Annotated in this window: 24 protein-coding genes and 1 pseudogene; 21 read left to right on the forward strand and 4 right to left on the reverse strand. The window is 57.3% G+C overall.

The window, feature by feature from the left end:
* Window positions 1-106: 106 nt before the first annotated feature.
* Window positions 107-1,843, forward strand: a complete 1,737-nt coding sequence (locus JCM25146_RS09355; RefSeq protein WP_025827533.1) for a transglycosylase SLT domain-containing protein — start codon at window positions 107-109, stop codon at window positions 1,841-1,843.
* Here JCM25146_RS09355 and JCM25146_RS09360 read toward each other — a convergent pair.
* From JCM25146_RS09360 to JCM25146_RS22040, 3 genes are all read right to left on the reverse strand, one after another.
* On the reverse strand, window positions 1,829-2,389 hold the full coding sequence (locus JCM25146_RS09360) for a hypothetical protein (RefSeq protein WP_025827535.1): 561 nt from the start codon (window positions 2,387-2,389) through the stop codon (window positions 1,829-1,831). The two genes, JCM25146_RS09355 and JCM25146_RS09360, sit on opposite strands and share 15 nt — an antisense overlap.
* A complete protein-coding gene (dinD, locus tag JCM25146_RS21410) occupies window positions 2,368-3,687 on the reverse strand; it encodes a DNA damage-inducible protein D (protein WP_035372334.1) in 1,320 nt (439 codons plus the stop codon). The genes JCM25146_RS09360 and dinD overlap by 22 nt, the downstream gene beginning before the upstream one ends.
* Before the next feature lie 191 nt (window positions 3,688-3,878).
* Complete coding sequence (locus tag JCM25146_RS22040; RefSeq protein WP_148299033.1) at window positions 3,879-4,094, reverse strand: hypothetical protein; 216 nt, start codon at window positions 4,092-4,094, stop codon at window positions 3,879-3,881.
* Between the two features lie 414 nt (window positions 4,095-4,508).
* Between JCM25146_RS22040 and JCM25146_RS09370 the strand changes: the two genes are divergently transcribed.
* The 18 genes from JCM25146_RS09370 (at window position 4,509) to JCM25146_RS09465 (ending at window position 17,934) form a co-directional block, all read left to right on the forward strand.
* Window positions 4,509-5,225 (forward strand): phage baseplate protein, encoded by a 717-nt coding sequence (locus JCM25146_RS09370; RefSeq protein WP_025827539.1) that lies wholly within the window; start codon window positions 4,509-4,511, stop codon window positions 5,223-5,225.
* Between the two features lie 3 nt (window positions 5,226-5,228).
* On the forward strand, window positions 5,229-5,537 hold the full coding sequence (locus JCM25146_RS09375) for a phage baseplate plug family protein (protein WP_025827541.1): 309 nt from the start codon (window positions 5,229-5,231) through the stop codon (window positions 5,535-5,537).
* Window positions 5,530-6,513 carry a baseplate hub protein gene (locus tag JCM25146_RS09380; RefSeq protein WP_148299034.1) on the forward strand — a complete coding sequence of 328 codons (984 nt, stop codon included), beginning with the start codon at window positions 5,530-5,532 and terminating at the stop codon, window positions 6,511-6,513. Before JCM25146_RS09375 ends, JCM25146_RS09380 begins: the two co-directional genes overlap by 8 nt.
* Window positions 6,482-7,234 carry a baseplate assembly protein gene (locus JCM25146_RS25225; protein WP_456303743.1) on the forward strand — a complete coding sequence of 251 codons (753 nt, stop codon included), beginning with the start codon at window positions 6,482-6,484 and terminating at the stop codon, window positions 7,232-7,234. The genes JCM25146_RS09380 and JCM25146_RS25225 overlap by 32 nt, the downstream gene beginning before the upstream one ends.
* A gap of 65 nt (window positions 7,235-7,299) precedes the next feature.
* A complete protein-coding gene (locus tag JCM25146_RS09390; protein ID WP_025827544.1) occupies window positions 7,300-7,653 on the forward strand; it encodes a hypothetical protein in 354 nt (117 codons plus the stop codon).
* The gene (locus tag JCM25146_RS09395) at window positions 7,640-8,854 is read left to right on the forward strand and encodes a baseplate J/gp47 family protein (protein ID WP_025827546.1); all 1,215 of its coding nucleotides are present in this window, start codon (window positions 7,640-7,642) and stop codon (window positions 8,852-8,854) included. Before JCM25146_RS09390 ends, JCM25146_RS09395 begins: the two co-directional genes overlap by 14 nt.
* Entirely contained in the window at window positions 8,854-9,426 is a 573-nt protein-coding gene (locus tag JCM25146_RS09400; protein ID WP_025827548.1) for a DUF2612 domain-containing protein, read from the forward strand. The genes JCM25146_RS09395 and JCM25146_RS09400 overlap by 1 nt, the downstream gene beginning before the upstream one ends.
* Before the next feature lie 2 nt (window positions 9,427-9,428).
* Window positions 9,429-10,577: a gp53-like domain-containing protein gene (locus JCM25146_RS20790; RefSeq protein WP_025827549.1), complete on the forward strand. Its 1,149-nt coding sequence runs from the start codon at window positions 9,429-9,431 to the stop codon at window positions 10,575-10,577.
* Window position 10,578: 1 nt separating this feature from the next.
* Window positions 10,579-11,085 (forward strand): hypothetical protein, encoded by a 507-nt coding sequence (locus JCM25146_RS09410; RefSeq protein ID WP_025827550.1) that lies wholly within the window; start codon window positions 10,579-10,581, stop codon window positions 11,083-11,085.
* 68 nt (window positions 11,086-11,153) lie between these two features.
* Window positions 11,154-11,633, forward strand: coding sequence for a hypothetical protein (locus JCM25146_RS23785; RefSeq protein WP_025827551.1), 480 nt, complete (start codon window positions 11,154-11,156; stop codon window positions 11,631-11,633).
* A complete protein-coding gene (locus JCM25146_RS09420; protein WP_025827552.1) occupies window positions 11,608-12,042 on the forward strand; it encodes a cell wall hydrolase in 435 nt (144 codons plus the stop codon). Before JCM25146_RS23785 ends, JCM25146_RS09420 begins: the two co-directional genes overlap by 26 nt.
* A gap of 108 nt (window positions 12,043-12,150) precedes the next feature.
* Window positions 12,151-12,396: a hypothetical protein gene (locus JCM25146_RS09425; protein WP_242401033.1), complete on the forward strand. Its 246-nt coding sequence runs from the start codon at window positions 12,151-12,153 to the stop codon at window positions 12,394-12,396.
* Entirely contained in the window at window positions 12,393-12,944 is a 552-nt protein-coding gene (locus JCM25146_RS09430; RefSeq protein WP_025827555.1) for a twin-arginine translocation signal domain-containing protein, read from the forward strand. Before JCM25146_RS09425 ends, JCM25146_RS09430 begins: the two co-directional genes overlap by 4 nt.
* A 132-nt stretch (window positions 12,945-13,076) precedes the next feature.
* Complete coding sequence (locus tag JCM25146_RS09440; protein WP_025827557.1) at window positions 13,077-13,460, forward strand: hypothetical protein; 384 nt, start codon at window positions 13,077-13,079, stop codon at window positions 13,458-13,460.
* Window positions 13,461-14,366: 906 nt separating this feature from the next.
* Window positions 14,367-14,867: a hypothetical protein gene (locus tag JCM25146_RS09450; RefSeq protein WP_025827558.1), complete on the forward strand. Its 501-nt coding sequence runs from the start codon at window positions 14,367-14,369 to the stop codon at window positions 14,865-14,867.
* A 154-nt stretch (window positions 14,868-15,021) separates the two neighbouring features.
* Window positions 15,022-15,588 carry a hypothetical protein gene (locus tag JCM25146_RS09455; protein ID WP_148299035.1) on the forward strand — a complete coding sequence of 189 codons (567 nt, stop codon included), beginning with the start codon at window positions 15,022-15,024 and terminating at the stop codon, window positions 15,586-15,588.
* 51 nt (window positions 15,589-15,639) lie between these two features.
* Window positions 15,640-17,043, forward strand: coding sequence for a cryptochrome/photolyase family protein (locus tag JCM25146_RS09460; protein WP_025827561.1), 1,404 nt, complete (start codon window positions 15,640-15,642; stop codon window positions 17,041-17,043).
* A 129-nt stretch (window positions 17,044-17,172) separates the two neighbouring features.
* Window positions 17,173-17,934, forward strand: a complete 762-nt coding sequence (locus JCM25146_RS09465) for an SDR family oxidoreductase (protein ID WP_025827563.1) — start codon at window positions 17,173-17,175, stop codon at window positions 17,932-17,934.
* 125 nt (window positions 17,935-18,059) lie between these two features.
* Here JCM25146_RS09465 and JCM25146_RS09470 read toward each other — a convergent pair whose 3' ends face one another.
* Entirely contained in the window at window positions 18,060-18,530 is a 471-nt protein-coding gene (locus JCM25146_RS09470) for a c-type cytochrome (protein WP_025827565.1), read from the reverse strand.
* A 143-nt stretch (window positions 18,531-18,673) separates the two neighbouring features.
* On the opposite strand from JCM25146_RS09470, the gene JCM25146_RS09475 reads away from it, so the two are divergent.
* Together JCM25146_RS09475 and JCM25146_RS18510 are read left to right on the forward strand one after the other, a co-directional pair.
* Window positions 18,674-19,795, forward strand: coding sequence for a THUMP domain-containing class I SAM-dependent RNA methyltransferase (locus JCM25146_RS09475; RefSeq protein WP_025827566.1), 1,122 nt, complete (start codon window positions 18,674-18,676; stop codon window positions 19,793-19,795).
* Window positions 19,796-19,927: 132 nt separating this feature from the next.
* Window positions 19,928-20,439, forward strand: a pseudogene (locus JCM25146_RS18510) (hypothetical protein).
* Window positions 20,440-20,460 lie beyond the last annotated feature (21 nt).

A 20,460-nucleotide genomic window follows, 5' to 3' on the forward strand; every position in this document is an offset into this window, starting at 1 on the left:
TGGCTCCTGACTTTTTACTATCGCTCATAAAATACTCCTTCCCGGGCATAGTGCCCGTACTTAAATGATTCGGCAAAGCCGATTGTTCGTTAAGCAGGACATCCCCATGGCCACAGTAATCGACGCCCTCGTTGTCACCCTCGGGCTGGACTCTAAGGGCGTGCAGAAGGGGGGGAAGGAAGCCGGAGAGGCTTTTGACAAGACAAAGGCCAAGGCAGAGAAGGTCGGGAAGGATATTGAGGCCAGCGGGGTGAAGCCAGCTGAGTTCTTCACCAAAATGCGCAACAGCGCGCTATCGTTCTTTGCCGTCATGACCGCAGGGAAAACCCTTAAGGCGTTCGTGTCGGATACGGTGGCGAGTAATGCTAGCCTAGAGCGCACTTCTCGCCGCCTGAACATGGCCACCAAGGATGTATATGCCTTGCAAAAGGCGGTAGATTCCGTGGGAGGGTCTGGAGACGCGGCCACCGCATCCATACAGAACATTCAAAGCGCAATGACTGACCCAGCGCAGGCAGCCCAGCTTGCGCAAAGGCTCTCGCAGCTAGGCGTCAGTGATGGCATTGACATGAAGACCGGCCAGATCACGGACATCAGCAAGTTTTATCAAAATCTTGCTGAAAACAGGACCAAGCTGGCCAATGCTCCGCGCGTTGGACTCTTGCAGGATATTGGTCTGGATCAAGGATCTATTGATCTCGTGCTCAAAGGGGGAAGCGCAGTAAAGTCCACGTTTTCCACGTATGAATCCTTCGGGAAAAGAATGCAGGAAAACGCGGAGGCATCGGAAAAACTGCAAGCGCGATACAAGGAACTGATCGAACAGAACCGTGTGTACGCACAGGAATTAGAAGGCAACCTTCTCCCGGCCCTGACCAGCGTGACGGGTGCTCTCTCTGACTTCGAAAAGCAAAACCCCGGACTAACTAAGGGTCTGATAGGAACCTCTGCCGCCATCGCTGGCGTGGGGACCGCCATACTGGGCATTCTCAGTATTGTTGGGGGCGTCCGCTTCCTGCGCGCACTGAAAAACATTGAGCGTCTGGCGGGAGCGGGAAAGGTTGTGGGCGAAGCAGGCAAGGCTGGCGAAGCGGGAGGGAAGGCAGCAGAGAAAGCCGCGCCAGCTGCCGCCAAGGCATCCCGCGCCGCCCGGGTTGGCCGCATAGCATCCCGGGCCTTTGGTGGCCTAAACATCGCCGCAGACGCCTACATGGCAGGCGATCTTTTCTGGAATGGTGCGTCTCCGTCTCTCTCCAAGAACGATACCAATAATGCCGCCAAGAAAATGTTCCTGAGCAAGCTGGACGCGCAATACGGGCTGCCCAAGGGTTTTATGGACGCCATATGGGCGCGTGAGAGTTCGCGCGGGACCAATCCCAAGCCGTCCTCTGCTGGGGCGCTGGGTGACTTCCAGATCATGCCTGCTGTAGCCAAAGAAGCAGGCGTTGACCCCATGAACTTTGAGCAGGCCGCACGCTACGCAGCAAAGCGGTTCCACAACAACTTTGCAAACTATGGGGGCTCCTTGTCGGCCAGTATAGCCGAATACAACTGGGGCGCCGGCAACCTGCGCAAAGGCATGTCTCAGTACGGTGGAGATTGGCAGACGCATGCCCCGCAGGAGACGCAGAATTACATCTCCGGGGTTAGCGCGGCCCTTGACGCCGTGCGCGATATGCCACGAGGCGGGGCGGATGCGGCGCAGAATACCACCCACAACACGGTTAATGTGGGAGAGATTAAGGTCGTGGCCCCCAGCCCAGAAAGGGCTGGGGAAGCGGTGCAGCGCAAGGTTATGGAGATGGGTAATAGGGCGTCAGATGCAAATTCAGGGTTCACATGATTGCTTTGGGTAGTGGACCCATTTTGCCCCGTCATGATCCTCTATTACTTGCCCAGTGGTACGCTCAAGGAAGGCTTCGAAATCCTCTTCATGACCGCTTGAGACAACAATCACGCCATACTTTGAGGTCTGGTACACCTTACCATCCAAGCGTACATTCACCCAGCCGCTAGAGGGCGAATATGCTAGTATCTCTACTTGTGGTCTGCTTGATTTGCACTCAGGGAGGTCGGGAAACATGGAGTTACACGCCTGAACAAACGGGTAATGCTCGCCTGCGTCTGCATCGTAGACGCCCGGATGATGCGACCCAACAGTATAGTTTCTGTTTCCCTTGTCGTGGTATTCTGCCCCAATCTTGAGCAGACCCTTTTCATGAAGGGGGCATGGAGTGGGTAGCATGTTTGCCCACCCCACCCCCGGCACAGCCAGAGCCGCGATCACCAACAGAATTTTCCTCAAATCCGCCTCCATTACATTTTGGGACCTATATACCTGCTTGACCCATTGCGGTATTAGGAGGGCTACTCCTTGAAGTAGCTCCACACAAACTCCATGCCCTTGTCAGTAATTTTGAAGCCGCCCCGCACATCCTCGGCATACCCTTGATAGATAAAGTTCGACTTGCTCGCCTTGTGCGACTTGAGGTTGCGGACGATCTGCGAAAACTTGGAGTCCTTCCGGCTTTCATTCGGCGCCATGTGATCATCTGACAGCTTCACATAGTCTGGAATAGTATCAATTAAATTGCTGGTGGTGATTTCTCCGTTCGGGCGAACTGACATAATAAGCAGCGCATACTTCCAGAGGTCCTTCGACAAGTCGATTTCGACCGCATCGGCCTTGGGTGCCGCCAGAGGCTGCTCAATCCGGGTCTGCGCCGGGATTGCCCTCATACGCTGCCGCTTGCGCTCTTGAGCGGCAATCTTCTTGACGTCTTCTGCCACGGGGAGGTCCTCGGGCATAATGCCGCTGAGTTCCTTCATGGTCTGTCGAACTTTTAAGCCGACTTCATAGTGTGCGTTGCAGGCATTTTCCTTGCCCGCGATGCTCTTACTGCGCAACTTTTCCTCTGTTTGGGTGATGCGGAACAGATTGGCGGCCAATTCGGTGCTACCCATGTGGTCGAGGATATTGGCCTTCCGAGGAAGGTCCTTATATCCCCTAATTTCGTTGACTCCACGACCACCATACAAGCCTTGGTAGCCCCTGTTCTGAAACTTACCGAAGTCTTTCCCGGTGACAACGCCCGCCGCCTTGGCTGCGTCGGCAAGGCGTTTGTTTTCAGACACCACTTGATTGCGAAGATACAGGCGTTTTTGGCTCTCCGAGAGTTTGTCGAAGTCGAGACCTTCCCGATCCGTCAATTCCTGCCGACGCGTCTGGATTGCGAAATATGTCTGGGCGAACGCCACCGGCTTGAGGCGCGACGACGCATTCTGCGCGATTAGATAGCAGGCATACCGCGAAAGTTCGAAATTCGCACTTGGGCGACCACCTTCGGAGTTTTTCGGTGTTGACCGAAAAACCTCCTTGAAGTGCCCAGCCGGGGCATGCCCCGCATTCTGGCAAGCCGCAATAGCCCGACGGATTACGCCTTCAAAATCCTCCCACCGCTTGTACCCAAGGAGGGCTTGCATATCGCGGGCGAACCAATGCTTGTCTCCGCGCTCCTTGTTGTGCCCAGCGTCCTCAAATTGATCAATTAGCGCATCAATACTGCCCACTTTCGTGGTATTTTCAACCAATTCCGTAACCTCGCGGGGATCGGTCTGCGCAACACGTTGCATGGCTTCGTCGGAATCGAACTTCACAGGGACGTCTAGTTTGCGGTTGCTGGTCATGCGATCAACTCCTTGTAGGTAAGGCGACCGGAAACTTGATCGAGCAGCGCATTGACCGGTCGCCTTCGTCGGCCTCACGCTGATTAAATCGCCGCATCATTACGCAGATGTGGGCCATTTTGGATGAAATGGAAGATCGAATGAAGGCTTTGGTTTAGAAAAATGGCCGGAGCTAGTCCGGCCATTAATCGTCACTTCTTCCGTTTAGGCCATACAGAGGGGCGATGAAGGCTCGGGAATAACTTCCCTGTCTTCACTTCCGAAATGCGGCCCGGGTTCACGTCGTAATCAGCGGCGATGCGGTTTAAGAACTCTCCGGCAGAAATACGCTGAATAATATGTGTTGCATCTGCCTCAGACAGCGCTTTAGATGGCTGTCGAGGGTTATAGTCTTTAGAAATACCCATGATGGGGTGTTCCTCTTAATAAGAGAACCGCCCTTGACGCATGTCGCCTACGTTGGCATGTAGCCAGCGCTATTCGGTTAGCAACATTTCCGCGAGCAGTTCGTTCGTAGCGGAATAGAAAGGGGTGGCCCTTGCCGGGGCTGCCCCTTTTGTTTGTCTGCACTATAAATACCAGTACTTAAAACGAGTACCTAGAGCAGATAGTGAATTTTTTTATGGAAAATTCGAAAAACTGGCCAAGTTGAAAGATATTTTGTCTGAGCACGACGGCTATTACCATTAAAGTGTTCACTTTGACGATAATTAAGTGTCTCCAAATGACACACGTTTACCGCATGCATTGTTGGTATGGCCTCCCTTGTACCCCACCCCCAACCTGTACTACCCTGCTCCGACCATTCAGGAGCCATATTCATGGTCATGCAAACGGTGGCCCAGCCGGTCACAGCCAATGTTATTCCGGGGGCGGGCGTTCCTAAACTCTGGTCCACGGTCATATCCGATGCGGAGGCCGTGGCATCCGTCGAACTGGACACGCTTCTCCAGAGCTACCTTATCAAGCAGGCCGACAAGCTGTGGGGCATCTTCGATAGCAGCGGTACCGCCGTCATAACCTCGGGCCGGGTGCGGGCTGTAGATATGCGCGCGGGCTACATGATCTCTGACGCTCCGCTAGAGAACGGCGCGTTCATGTCCTACAACAAGGTGAAGCGTCCGAGCGAGATCATGGTGGAAATGCTGTGTGACGGCACAAGCATGAGTTACGGCAACCTGAGCGCAATTAGCAATCTGTTGTCGACCACGGGCATTACAGGCGCATCCCCTGAGCTTACGGCGCGTACCAGCTTCACCAAGGCGCTGGATACGGTCGTGGCTGATCTCAACCTCTACCATGTGACCACGCCAGAGCAGACTTACGCCAACATGAACGTGGTCGAGTACTCCATGCGCCGATCAGTCGAACGGGGCGTCACGCTGCTTTGGGCGGACGTTCGGTTGCAGGAGGTGCGGTTGACGGCATCCAACCAGCTAACAAAGACTGTAAAACCCAGCGGCGAGGCAAAGTCTTTCTCGGGGCCAGTCGCAACCCAAGAAGCGACAAGCGCACAAGCATCATCTGTGAGCGGGTAAAATATGACCGACCCTATTGTTATTCCGCTAAACGCGGTCGCCCAACAGTCCGTACAAACAACACTGTCTGGCCAGTCTGTGCAACTTGATATCCAGCAGCGCACAACCGGGCTGTACATGAATATCTGGCTGAATGGGACAATGATTATTGCGGGCCTTTTGTGCCAGGACCGGACGTGGCTTGTGCAGAAATCTTATTTTGGCATGCCGGGGGATATGATCTTTGCAGATCAGGGGGGGGAAACTGACCCTGAATATTCCGGGCTAAGCGAGCGATATGTCCTGATGTATCAGGAGGGAAAGAATGTCTGAAACTATTGTTCATGGCTCTCGCTCCGTCCAAAAATTACACAAGAGGAAGCTGGATGTTGCTTTCAATATTGTGACGGGTGGATTTGGGCCGGACGGATCAGACAGCCTGACCTTATCTGGCCACAGGGTCCGAGCGCACATTACCAATGCTGGCATGGCGTCAGGATCTTCATTGTCCCTTAGGGTTGAGGGAATGACCTTAAGCTCCATGAACCGCTTGTCGGTCATACGGTCGCGCCAAACATGGCAAAACGCAAATAAGATTACCCTGTTGGGTGGAGACGATAGCTCCCCCATGTCTGTTGTGTTTTCTGGATACGTGACAGCAGCCTTTGCTGATTTCACCGGCGCACCAAATGTGGCATTTCAAGTCGAGGCCAACAATCTTTGCCTGTCGGCAGCCTCTGCGATGACCCCAATATCATTTAATGGGGCCGTTGATTTTGAAACTATAGCCTCTGCAATTTGTTACACGATGGGCTGGAGGCTGAAGAACCACGGCGTCAAAGTCGTATTCCCGAGCTACTACGGTTACGGAGACCCAAGAAGCGCCCTAGAGCGTCTTTGCATGTCCGTGAAGGCCATTTTCCATTTAGACGAAAATATGAATTTTCTTCATATTTGGCCGCGCGATTTTGCTTATGCTGACGATATAGACGTAAATATGCCCTATATCAGCGCGAAAAGCGGCCTCATTGGCTACCCAGCCTACAGTGACGCGGGCGTTCTGTTCGAGTGCCTATTCAACCCCAATATTCGATACAACTCCCCCCTTCGCCTCAAGAGCGATTACGCTCCGGCTGGCTGGGTTGATAACCAGAATGGACAGGTTCCGGCGCAGACATCCCCGGCCAACGGTACCTGGTTGCCATATATCATTGAACACAATCTGGAATCAGAAGTGCCTGACGGCCAGTGGATAACCTTTGTAGGAGCAACGCGCGGTGACAACCCAGCAAACTTCAAGCTCGGGTAATCTGCCCGGGTCTTGGCAGCGGCCAGACGGAGCCTCCGGTTTCAATACCACCAACGCCGCAATCCGCCGCATCCTCTCCATGATCGGCGCAGACACGCTGGTTCAGGTCAAAGCAGTGCATGGCGTGGGGCTGGAGCCGGTCGGCACGGTGGACGTGCAGATTATGGTGCACCAGCAGGACGGAGCGGGACGCACGGTGCCGCACGGCATTATCTACGGCATTCCGTACTTTCGCCTGCAAGGCGGTACGCGGGCGGTTATCTGCGACCCGGCTGTGGGGGACATTGGCGCGCTCATTGTGTGCGGGCGGGACATATCGGGCGTAAAGGCCAACCGCGCTCCGTCCGCCCCTGGAAGCTTTCGCCAGCATGATTACGCGGATGCGCTGTATATCGGCGGGTTCCTCAATGGCACCCCGACCGAATACATCGGCTGGGTCGGCGGGGACGTGCACGTCAAGACGGCGGGCAAGTTCGTGGTGGATGCTTCGGAGTTCGACATTAACTGTTCGGTTAATGTGACCGGGGCCGTGACGGCGACCGGGGACGTGAAGGCGGGGAGCATCAGCTTGATAGCCACAAGCATTCGGGTGTGCAGACGGGCAGCGGGAATACTGGGGGGCCGGAATAGCCTTGTACCCGCGCGCGGTTTTTGGCATAGTTCATCTACCGTTGCGCGGTCTGCGCAGATACCGCTTGTACCCGGTACCTTTTTGCAGTAGTTTTTTCCTAATCTCTCACAAGTCTATCAGCCGTCCTTTGGGGCGGCTTTTTTTATTGGTGGCGCATGAACACGATCCTTCTTGACCGGAGTACGTGGGACTTGCTGCTTGACCATGACGGCAACATTGCTGTGGCCTCCAGCGCCTATGCGGTCGGGCAGGATATTTCCTCTGCCGTGCGGGTGTTTCAGGGCGAGTGCTATTACGATACGGCGCAGGGCCTGCCGTACCTGACCAACATACTAGGTAAGAACCAGTCTCTTTCCGTTTTTCAGACGCAGGTTGAGCAGGCCGCCGCAGCCGTGCCGGACGTGGCGGAGGCCCGCTGCATGGTCTCCAGCATGAGCTATGACCGCGCGCTTTCCGGCGCAATTCTCTACACCACCACAGATGGGACCACCAGCAATGTCGGGCTCTGATTACGGCACAACATCAGTACCCGCGCCGTCCTTTACGGATGCGGGGTTTGCGGCCCCGGCTGAAAGTGACATGCTGACCGGCGCGCTGGCAGACATGAACGCGGCCATGGGCGGCAACCTGAACACGGACCTGTCCACCCCGCAGGGCCAGCTTGCCATGTCGCTCACGGCCATTCTTGGGGATGCGTATGACCAGATGCTTGCAATCTTCAACGGCGTGGACCCGGACCGCGCCTTTGGTCGCATGCAGGACGCCATTGGCAATATCTATTTTATCAGTCGCAAAGGTGCGACAGCCACGGTTGTGACAGTAACATGCGTGGGCTCGGCTGGCGCTGTGGTGCCAGAAGGAACGCTCATTCAGGACGGGAGCGGCAACTACTACGCAGCAGATGGCGCTATCACGCTTGATGCAACTGGCACGGGCATAGGCTCCTTCTCCTGCACCACCAAGGGTGTGATCTATTGCCCTGCCAATAGCGTGTCCATTTATCAGTCAGTCACCGGCCTGACGTCCGTTAACAACCCGGCTGCGGGCGTGACCGGCAGCGCGGAGGAGGGGCGACAGGCGTTCGAGGCCCGGCGGACGGCAACGGTGGAGGGCAATGCCATTGGCTCCCTTAACGCCATAGCTGGGGCCGTGCTGAGTGTTGACGGAGTAACTGATGCCTACGTGACTGACAACAGCACCGATGCCGCAGTGACTACGGGAGGCGTGTCTATCGCGGCCCACAGCCTGTACGTGTGCGTCAACGGCGGCACGGACGAGGCTGTGGCGCTGGCCATTATCAGCAAGAAGCCGCCGGGCTGCGCTTATACTGGCACCACCAGCGTGACCGTAACTGACCCCAACAGCGCATACCACACGCCTCCGACCTATGCCGTGCAGTTCACGCGCGCCACGGACACGCCCATTTATTTTGCCGTGACGCTGGAGAAAAACAGCGGCGTTCCGTCAACGGCTGCGGCAGATGTGCAGGCGGCCATTATCGCTGCGTTTGATGGCATGGAAGGCTCCCAGATCGGGCAGACCATCTATGCCAGCAGCTTTTATGCAGCCGTGGCGGCTCTCGGGTCATGGGTGAAGATTGTTGAAATCACCATAGGCACCTCCAGCCTGCCGGTCGGATTTACGGCGTCCATGAACATTGACCAGATCCCCACGCTGGAAACAGGCAACATCAACGTATCGGTGGACTGATGCAGGACGTAAGTCAGACCATTCTGTCGCAATATGCGAACAGCCCGGCCATCTGCACGTTTATCGAGGCGTGGAACCAGATGCTGGACCCGTCCACACAGATAAATGACTGGTACAATCTAGTCTGGAATGTGCAGACCGCGCAGGGCTACGGGCTGGACGTGTGGGGTCGCATTGTTGGCGTCTCCCGCGTTCTCAGCATTGCATCCGTCAAATATCTGGGCTGGCGGGAGGCTAACGACCTGACGGAAGAGGGCTTTAACCAAGCACCTTGGTACCGCGGGGTCGACGCAACGAGCAATTTCCGCCTCTCGGACGATGGATACCGTCAGCTTATCTACGCCAAGGCCCTAGCCAACATATCGGACGGGTCGATCATATCCATCAATAAGATCCTGACCACGCTCTTTGCGGCGCAGGGCGATGCTTATGTGCAGGACAATGGCAGCATGAGCATGACCTATGTGTTCAAGTTCATTCCTACGGATGTTCAGGTCAGCATTATCCAGAACAGCGGCGTACTCCCCCAGCCTGCGGGTGTTTCCGTTTCCTATTCAATCCAGAGCGACTGACCATGAAAAGCACAGATGATCGCAAGTTGTTTGGCTCCCTCATAGGGGCGTCTGCGGCTTCGGGCGATATTGCCACCATCCCGCAGACACAGGCCACAGCGGGCGATGGCACGGCCTCGGTTGCCCTTGGCTTCCCGCCCGAGACGTTTATTGCGCGCGCAGCCGGGGGCGAGCCGCCCCGTGGGCAGGACATGAACGGCCTGCTTAATCTGCTCTCCGGGGCCGTGCAGGTTTTGCAGGCGGGATACCTTGGCGCATTTGATTCGAGCTTTGCCCAGTCCATAGGGGGGTATCCGGCTGGGGCTATTGTCTCAGGCTCTACCGCTGGCACCTTCTGGGTTAGCACAGCGGATGCAAACGTATCCACCCCCGGCGCAACAGGAGCAACGTGGCAGAGCCTATTTAACGGTCTGGCTGTCCTCAATGGTAGCAACACATTTACCGGCGCGCAGAACATTACCGGCGCACTCAATGTTACCGGCACCATTACGGCGCTGGTGGCATCTTCCACCCAGAAGATTACATTGCGGCGGGGAAGCACCTACGGGGGCGTTAACAGCTATGACGGGTCTAACTGGCATTATCTGTACGTCAACGACGACGACACAGTTGATACTGCCAAGGGGACTCTAGCGTTTGATAAGGACAAGGCCAATCTGGCTGGCGGCAATACGCTCACGGGCAACCAGATTATCACGGGCTCCGTGCGGGTCATGGAATCATCCCTGCAAGCCGTAAAGACGGTCGCAGATGCATGGTTGAATGCCTACGTCACTGATGATGGGTTTCTGGAGCTTGATCTAGATATCCTCTCAACCGGGGCGACGAGAGCCTTCCTGAAAATGGACGGTAACGGCCTAGTTACAACATCGGGCGGGACGTTGGTGTTTACAAACCAGTTTGCCGCTTCACTTTCGCAGGCAGGCTACCAGAAGTTGCCATCGGGCCTTATAGAGCAGTGGGGATACGTTCCAAGCTCCAGCACAACGGCAAATTTTCCGGTTACTTTTCCTAACGCCTGCTTGAATATTGTCATCGCAGATGCAGGAACCGGCCATTTTCAGTGGGGCGCTTATCCGACCTCTACATCTACGTTTGAGTATGCAACTGGAAGCGGAAATAACGCCTTTTGGCGCGCGATTGGATACTGACATGACCATTTTTTACGGAGCAAATTCTAGCGGAGTGTACGGATTTTATGATGATACGCTCGGAACGCCCCCCACTTCTGCCGTTAAGGTTTCTGATGATGACTGGAAGGCGCTGCTACTGGCTCAACAGCTTGGGGCGAAAATAACAGCATCGGCCTCCGGATCTCCGCAGGCCGTATCAGAAGATGGCGCAGGAAGTGTAATTAATTTATCCACAGTCACTGCTTCTAGTAATTTTGCAGCCCCGGTCACTTTGAAGGCGCAGGCGGTGGCTGCGCAGGCATGGATTAACCAGCAGGCTAATTTAGCTGCCGCCATGGGCGAAGTATTTACGGCGACCATGAGGGCCTATGTGCAGACGATCAGCTCCATTGCAAGCGGGGCGGACACCGCAACCAAGACGCTGCCTACGCAGCCATCCGATGTGATGACGGCAACTGCCACCACCTCTACGGCCACCACGACCACAGCAACGGACAGCACTACGACCACGAGTGCGGCGTCATAACTTCGCTTCGAATGTAGAGCCTGCCCGACCGCCCCGTGAGGCGGTTTTTTTATGTCCGGATAAAACGAATGACCGAAACACAGTGCGCAGGCTCCTGCGCGGCTGACGATGACCTGCGCGTGATCGTGGACAGCCATGCCCGCCGTCTTGATGGACTGGAGGACGATGTGGACACACTCAAGTCTGGCCAGAGCGCCATGATGGAGAAACTGATCTCCGTTGAAGCGCAGGGGCAGGAGCGCGAGCGCAACCGGGCCGTGGAGGCATCGGACACCCGCAACGCCCTGACAGCTCTTACCAAGCAGATTGCCGAACACACCGGAGCGCAAAAGCGCCAGAACCAGCTTGCCGAGGACAGCTTGCGGCGCTGGAAAAAGCTGGCCGTCATGGTGGGCATTATCTGCGCCGTGGGGTCTGCGGTGGGGTCAACTCTCCTTTCCGATCAGGAAGTGGCCAGCACCATCTGGGTGCGCTGGCTGCACCTGCGCGAGCCGTGGGACGTGGCGCAGGGAGGGCGGGAGGATGCTGCAAACCTCTCTACTCACTGACCCCGTACAGGTTTCCGCCCGTACCGCATGGGGCGAGGCGAGGGGTGAGGGGCCATCCGGCATGCAGGCCGTTCTGTGCGCGGGCATGAACCGACTGGCCCGGCCCGCATGGTGGGGTCACAACATTTGCGGCGTGTTCCTCTGCCCGTGGCAGTTCTCATGCTGGAACGACGACGACCCCAACCGGGAAAAGCTTCTGGCCGTGACCAGTGCAGACCCGCAGTTCCAGACCGCCCTTGCGCTGGCCCAGCGCCTTGTGAGCGGCACCCTTAACGACATCACCAGCGGGGCAGACAGCTACTATGACACGCGCCTTCCGCACGCGCCTGCATGGGCTGCTCCCCGCTTCTATCGCTGCACGATTGGTCACCATGCGTTTTACCGCGTGGGGCCTTTTGGAGAAGGATAACTCCATGCTGACACGCCATCCCCCAAAGCGGTCTCTCAGACAACCACTGCTGTCATTGGTGGTCTTTCCCCTCTTACCGCCCTGCTGCTCTTGCCCCAGCCCTATGCAATGTGGGCGGGAATCGCTTGCGCCGTATTTGCCGGGGCAGGACTTGCGGCAACGCAGATCACGCTGCCCGCCAACCAGTCTGGCAAACTCTGGCTGGCGTACCGGGCCATCAACTTTCTGGCTCTGAACTGGAAGTGCGCAGCCAACGCGGCAATCGCCCTGCGCTCCAGTTCTGCTGCGGCCAAGGCCGCCCCGCTCGTCGGCCCCGGCTCCGTTGTCACCATTCCCCAGGACTCCACAAAATGACCAATCTTTCCCGCCGCAACTTCCTGCGGACCTCTGCGCTTCTCGGCGCGACCGCCCTGACCGCCTGCACGGTCACAACCACAGGTAGTACAACTACCGTCACACTCAACACGGCCAAGGTGAAGGCTTACGGGCAGGCGGGCATTAACGCCATCGCCACGATCCTGAGCATCACCGTGATTGCGTCCGCCATGGGTGCGCCTGCGGTGGCTCTGATCGAGACGGCTGGAACGGCCCTTGCTGCCAGCCTGACAGCGTTCTCCAATGCAACCAACGGCACGCTGACCATCACGTATGACGATACGAACTGGAAAACCAAGGTCGATACGATTCTGGTAGACCTGAACAGCGTTGCCACGGCCCTGCGCTCGGGCCTGACTGCTGCTCAGTCCACAGTGACAAGCACGATCATCAATACCGCCATCACTGCCTTCAATGCCCTGCTGACCGTGCTGGATGCGTTTATGGGAGTTCTGGGTATCAGCCTGTCCAGCGTGACGGATACGCAGGAGGCGACTGCGCTTAAGACACTGGCAGTTGCTCAGTGACGCCAGACAATGAGTTCTTCCTACTCCTAGGGGGCGGCATCGTAGGCCTCGGCACTCTCCTGCTGGCGCTCATATGGCGCTGGCGGGCAAGCGCTGGCAGCTTCTGGGAGCAACTGACGAAAGGGCAGGACGATGCGGATTAAGGCGTTGGCCTGCCTGCTGACCCTCTCTGCCTGCTCCAGCGTTCCGCTACAGGCCAAGCATGATCTTGTCGGCATGGCCCGCTCGGACCTCATAGCCTGCGCTGGGGTGCCGGATAACGCGGCCACCCTACCAGACGGCGAGGTGCTGCAATGGCGGCAGGACCAGCAGGTGCAGGGGCCGTTTACGCTCAAGGGGCCGATGTCGCTGGAGCTTGATCTGTCCGGCCACGGGACGTGTCACTTTGTCGCGCGCTTGCGACAGGGGCGGGTGGCGCAGGTGGAATATACCGGGCCAAGCGGTACCCTTCTGGGGCCGTACTCGGCTTGTCGGCCTTTGGTGTTGGCTTGTGAGCGGCGCGCGAGGAAAAGCTAGCGTGCAATCAATGTTGCTGATTATCACGCTGGGCCTATAAAATACAAAGATTCAGCCGCAGCATTGACAGTGAAGGTTGGCCCCTCAGTTCCATCGCTGTGATTAAGCCTATACCAATAAGCGCTGGCTGTGCTTACGGCTGGAACCCACGCATAACTCTTAGGCATCCCCAATGGGCCACTCGATAGCAAATACTTTGCATCCTTGGTAACATCTTCTGGCTCGCCGGGTCAGCTAGGGTCAGGCCAATTTCCGTCATTCATCATTTTTCTCCATAAGGAATGGTGAATGATGCTTGCTAGTCTTAGGTGCGTCAATGGTTGACGGGCTTTCACCGTCTGCTCGCCGCGTCCGCAGCTATCTGAGGGCTTCTTGTGTTCAACCCACGAGCACACCGACTGTAATCCGCCGGACGACTGGTTGCTACGGGCCGGGCTTGATACCGGCTAGGGCACTTCGGTTCCTGATTTCGATCTGGCTGCCATTTCCAGATTGATCCCCGGCATTAGGGGACGGGAGTGCCCGTGTGTTCAAACCTCACGCGTGTCCATCCACGCCGCCGTAGCCCTGACAGGGTAGTACAGGTTGGGGGTGTTGTACAAGGGGAAACGAATAGGGAAAAGTTAGACACTCTGCCTCTGGAAGCCTTGATCTACATTGTGGATAATTTAATGGTTAGACAGTGTAAGGCACTGTAAAATATAAATTACCTCTGTAGCGTCGGGTCCACCATCCTCCAGTAAAAATTGCTGTTTGTTGCCGTTTATGCGGCGTTGTGCTGCATATCCATGTGCGCGCGTGTGCTGCTGCACGTCCTCGCCCAGCTTTTTTTGCATTGCCGCTCGGGCCGGGTGGATTGCATTTTATAATGTCCAGCCCCATACCGCCGCCGTGGAGAACGCAAGAATGACAGATCACCAAGATTTTGCCCTGTGGCTGGCGCGGGAAAAAAGAATGCTGGCCGATGCCGGGTACCAGGAAACACAAAGCGCATTTGCAGCACTCAAGGCCCGTCTGGGTGTGGGTCTTTTGCTGTCCGTCATGTTTGCTGCGGTGTCTTTGGTTGGGGCTTTTTCCCAGCGTGAATATTCCCCGATCTGTGCGTTTCTGGCCCTTGGGTTTGGTGTTGCTGGCGGGTTGTGCGCTGTTGGTCTGTATTCCTCGACTCTGATCTCCAAAAATTTCGGGCCGGAGCGGGTTGATGGCATTCTGTCCGACGTGCCGCAGCGGGACGAGGAACATGCAAGCCTGTGGCTGGCCTATACCGTATCCTTCATCACGGCGGAAAACGGGCGCACTCTGGCCCGGCATACACGCTGGTTCAGGGCGGCCTGTGTGGCGCTGGCGCTCACACCGCTGCTTGCGTCCGTGCTGGCCGTGGCCTGCGGGGTCTGGGTGGCGCTGTAACGTCTGGCGTTTTTTGGCACCCTGTTTGCGTGGTGCTGACACAGGCTGTTTATTTTTGGCCATTCATGCCAGATTATGCGCGGTATTGAAGATGGCTGTTTACAGGCGATGGATAAAGGGCGCGGCAGTAGTGATGAAGCATAGACTTTTGGTTGTGGCATCCTGTCTTTTGCTCGCCGTTCTTGCGTTACCTTTGGTGTCCGCCGGAGCGCAGGCTGCGTCCTCCCCACGTTCGCCCTACTCTGCCAGCGATGGTGAGAGCACGCTGTGCGTGTCCGGCCCGGTATATATTATTGATGTGCATGTGGTCGTGACCATAAACGGTGTGGATCGCACGATCAGCTCGGCCTCTTCGGAAGTGTGCTCGGTCAACCCGGCCAATTTTTCCGACGTGGTTGTACAGGGGCCACCCCCGCAGGCTGGCGCACCGCTTGAGGTCAGCAAAAAAGTAGGGGTGGAAGGCACAATCCGCCTGAATGGTCGCACCGCGGTGCTGGAGACCAATGTCTATCTGCCCACCAAGGGGGGCAACCCCGCCCAGTGCGCCAATGGCCAGCCCGGAGATGGTGGCGCTCCATGCAAAAGCACGTCTCTTGGCGTGAACCTTGCAAAAACATGGATTTTCTCGCGCAATACATGGCGTGATTTTTACGTAGGCCCGGATGATAACGGAGACCCGGTCAAGGTGCTCGTTCGCCTGTCCGATGGCCCAATTAACTAGCACTGCCAGCCAAGTGGCCGGTACTATGGCCCAGATAGCACGGGAGCAGACATGAGCGGCCAATCCCCTGTTCTGGTCTGGTTCCGTGATGACCTGCGTCTGTCGGACAATCTGGCTTTAAGCCGTGCCGTGCAAAGTGGGCAGCCCCTGCTGTGCGTGGTTGTGCGCTCCACTGCGCAGACTTGTACCAGTGCTCTGGACTGGTGGCGGATGCAGGGTGTGCAGGCACTCGACCATGCGTTGCGTGCCCGTGGTGGCCAGCTGCATGTTTTTGCCGCGCAGGAGGAGCAGTTCCTGCCAGAGCTGGTCCGCCAGAGTGGGTGCACGCAGGTGTTCTGGAACCGCCGTTACGACCCGGCAGGCAAAGCCACGGATACCCAGCTCAAGGCGCAACTCAGGCAGATGGGGGTTACAGTCCACAGCACGCCGGGCAGCCTGCTGCATGAGCCATGGACAGTGCGGAGCAAGGCTGGGCAGGCTTTTCAGGTTTTTGGTGCATTCTGGCGTGCGGCCAGCAGTATGGCCCATTACCCGGCCCCTCTGCCTGCGCCCACGGGTATGGTGTTTGCCCCCTGCGCGGCTTTTCCCGCCCAGCGGGTTGCGCTGGATCATGCACTGGGCAGGCTGCCCGCATGGGCCAGAGCCATGCAGCCCCACTATGTTTTTTCGGAACAGGATGCGCATGCGCGCTTGCAGGACTTTATAGCCCACGCCCTGCAAACCTATGCGCAGGAGCGGGATTTTCCGGACCGGGATGCAACGTCCGATCTATCCCCCTTCCTGCGTACGGGACAGATAACACCGGGGCAGATCTGGCACGCGGTCAGTGCACAGGGGGCGACGGAAGGGGCCAGCAAGTTCCTGTCCGAGATCGGGTGGCGGGAGTTTGCTTGGTCGCTGTTATGGGAACACCCGGACCTGAGTACGCGTAACCTCAAGGCCGAGTTTGATACAATGCCATTGCGGGTGGACCCCAAAGGGCTGGCGCGATGGCAGCAGGGGCGTACGGGCTACCCGTTGGTTGATGCGGGCATGCGCCAGCTTTGGCAGACGGGGCTGATGCATAACCGTGTGCGCATGGTGGTGGCGTCTTTTCTGGTTAAACACCTGCTGATCGACTGGCGCGAGGGTGAGCGCTGGTTTGCCCATACGCTGGTGGATTATGACCCGGCCAGCAACCCCATGAACTGGCAGTGGAACGCCGGGACAGGGGTTGAATCCGCGCCATTCTTCAGGATTATGAACCCGATCCTGCAATCACAGAAGTTCGACCCGGATGGGGCGTATATCCGTACATGGGTGCCAGAGCTTGCGGGCCTGTCCGGTACGGATATTCATACCCCATGGCAGGCACGTCTATTACAGCCGACTGGCTACCCTAGCCCCATGGTGGAGCATACGGTGGCCCGCGCGCGCGCACTGGCAGCATGGAAAGCGCAGAAAGACAGCGCTTGAAAAAACAGGCATAGGCGCTGTTTTTTTGACCGGATACGCAAAGAAAACGATTTTTTTGACGGGCATCAAGGCCAAAGGCTCTGGTTTGCGTTTGTAATCACGGAACAGAACAAACCATGGAGTAAAAACATGTCCCGCGTTGCAGGAAAAGTGGCCATTGTTACAGGGGCCGCCAATGGCATTGGCAAAGCCACGGCAGTTCTGCTGGCCAAAGAAGGCGCCAAGGTGGTCGTGGCCGATTTGCAGGAAGAGGCCGGGCATAACACGGTCGCCGAGATCAAGGCGGCTGGCGGAGAGGCCGTGTTTGTCAAACTCAATGTGACGCAGGAGGCGGAGTGGCAGAATGCCATAGCCACAGCCGAGCAGACTTTTGGCAAGCTTGATGTCGCGGTCAACAATGCCGGTATTGCTTATAATGGCACGGTGGAAAGCACGAGCCTGGAAGACTGGCAGCGCGTGCAGTCCATCAACCTCAATAGTGTGTTCCTTGGCACCAAATATGCTGTTGAAGCGATGAAGAAGGTAGGCAGCGGCTCCATTATCAACCTGTCCTCCATTGAGGGGCTGGTGGGTGACCCGACATTGGCAGCCTATAACGCCAGCAAGGGTGGGGTGCGTCTATTTACCAAGTCTGCGGCGCTGCATTGTGCCAAATCGGGCTACAAAATTCGGGTTAACTCAGTGCATCCGGGTTACATCTGGACCCCCATGGTGCAGGGGCTGACCAATGATGCGGCAGAGGCACGGCAAAAGCTGGTGGACCTGCACCCGCTGGGCCATCTGGGGGAACCTGATGATATTGCCTACGGTATTCTGTATCTGGCATCTGATGAATCCAAGTTCATGACGGGCAGTGAACTTGTGATTGATGGTGGCTACACCGCGCAATAAGCGTGCTGTTGCGTTCCCCGGCATAGGTTACGCCGGGGGATACAAAAAAGCCTCCCGCATGGTTGTGCGGGAGGCTTTTTGCTGTTTGGCTCCGGTGTGGTGCCAAATCGGCTTGGCCTGTGGGCTTATGGCAGCGGGTGTGCTGCGTTGAGCGTGTTGCGCTCTTCCAAAATCTGGCCCGGCTGCATGGGGGTTGCGCGTGCTGTTTTAATGTCACTCGCTGTAAAGGTGGGGGCCGAGGCATCACCCGACAGGGTGGAAACATAGGTCAGCAGAGCGGCAAGGTCATCATCGGACATGGCGGCCATGGAGGGCATATACCCCATGTAAGATGCCCCGCCAGCCTTGAGGCTACCCGCCAGACCGTTGAGCAGTACATGCATGATGTAGGTTTTGCCCTCGGGGGTTGCTGCAATCAGGTTCACGCGGCCTTTAAGCGGAGGGAACTGCCCGGGCACGCCGCTGCCGCTGCTCTGGTGGCACATGGCGCAGTGTGTCGCAAACAGTTGCGCACCATCGGCTGCGGCGTGTGCATTGCCTGCCAGACCGGCAAAGCCCGCAGTTGCCGCCAATGCAGCCAGAATGGTTTTTTTCATGAACAGCTCCTGCTTAATCGTTCGGTTTTGCAACGATTATACACGGCTTTGGCATTACCTCAACTCCCTCCGCGCACCGTGCGGCCAGATGGGGGAATGAGGATAGAGTTGCCGTCGGGCTGGCTTCCTGTCATTCAGGCGTCATGACAAAAGACAAGGACTTTGAGATCTTTCTGGCCACCGTGCCGGGGCTGGAATCCGTGCTGTGCGCGGAGGTGCGGCTCAAGGGCTTCCGCCAGCCTGTGGCCGTGCCGGGTGGGGTGGTTATTCGCGGTGGCTGGCCAGAGGTCTGGCGCGCCAACCTGTGGGTGCGTGGCACCAGCCGGGTTCTTGCACGTATTGTGTCCTTCCCCGTGGTGCATCTGTCCCAGCTTGATAAAAGTGCGGGGCGTGTGCCGTGGCAGACCATCCTGCGCCCCGATGTTGCGTTCCGGGTGGAGGCAAGCTGCACCGCCTCGCGCGTGTACCACGCCGGTGCCGCTGCCGAACGTATTGGCAAGGCCATTACCCGGACACTGGGTGCGACACAGGCCGAGGACGCTCCCGTGCTGGTCCGTGCGCGGATTGAGCAGAATATCTGTACGCTCAGCGTGGATACATCGGGCGAACTGCTGCACAGGCGTGGCTACAAGCAGGCGATCAACCGCGCCCCCATGCGTGAGACAATGGCCGCCCTGTTCCTGCGCCAGTGCGGCTATAACGGGCAGGAGCCTGTGCTCGACCCCATGTGTGGTTCGGGTACATTTGTTATCGAGGCGGCAGAAATAGCAGCTCGCCTTAACCCCGGTCGCGCCCGCCAGTTTGCGTTTGAACTGCTGGCAACGTTTGATGCGCAGGCATGGCAGACCATGCGTGCGGTCAAAAGTGCACGCACCCCTGCGGTCCATTTTTATGGTAGCGACCGTGATGCAGGCGCCATAACCATGAGCCGCGCCAATGCCGAGCGTGCAGGCGTGCAGGATTATGTAACCTTTACACAGGCAACCATCAGTACCCTGCGGCCCCCACCGGGGCCTGCGGGGCTGGTTATTGCCAACCCACCTTATGGCACACGCATAGGAGACAAGCAGAGCCTGCTCCCCCTGTACCGTGCGCTGGGGCAGACCTTACTGACCCATTTTGCTGGCTGGCGGGTGGGTATTGTCACCACCGAGGCCAGACTTGCCCACGCAACCGGCCTGCCGTTTTTGCCGCCACAGGCTCCCGTGCCCCACGGCGGGCTGCGTGTCAGCCTCTACCAAACGGCACCATTGCCCGAGGCTTGAGTCGGGGCCTGTGCCGCATGCCGTAGGTAGGGCGGCATGACGGACATGCCCCTCTCCCCCTTTATTTCACCGGGGCTGCTTTATAAGAGAAGGGCAGACCAGCGGGTATGTTCAGGTGGGGGTGCCAAGGCAATGAGTGTGACATGGGGTGATTTTCAGGCGGTTGTGCAGCTTTCCGCCGGGCTCAATGTGGCTATTCTCAGTTTTGTGGATATCAGCCTGCCTGCCATCAAAGAGCGGCGGCGCGTATTTGCCAAGGCCCGGCAGGAGCTCGATATTCACCGCAAAAACCCGCACAAGCGCACCGATGTGGAAATAAAGGAACATAAGGACGCAGTGGATGATGTGGACCGCAAGCTGTTTGACCTGTGGCGGGAGACATCAGCCTTTGAAAGTGTAGAGGACTCCTTGCTCAAATCCACCGGTGTGCTGGGTTTTTTTGGTGCTGTGCTGAGCATTGGCCTGCTGTGGTATTCCGCCATGCATTATGATGCCCCGATCCTGTTTACGGGGGAGCTGCTGACCGTCATCTCCTTTGGTTCTCTGCTGGGGGCGTTTTTGATCAACTACTTACAGCCTCCAAGGCGTCCCAGTATGCCAAGCGGTGTAATGACCTGCGCACCCATATGCGCCTGCACCTGTAAGGACGCCCCTGCCGCAACAGT

This window comes from Acetobacter okinawensis JCM 25146, from assembly GCF_000613865.1.
Lineage (GTDB): Bacteria > Pseudomonadota > Alphaproteobacteria > Acetobacterales > Acetobacteraceae > Acetobacter > Acetobacter okinawensis.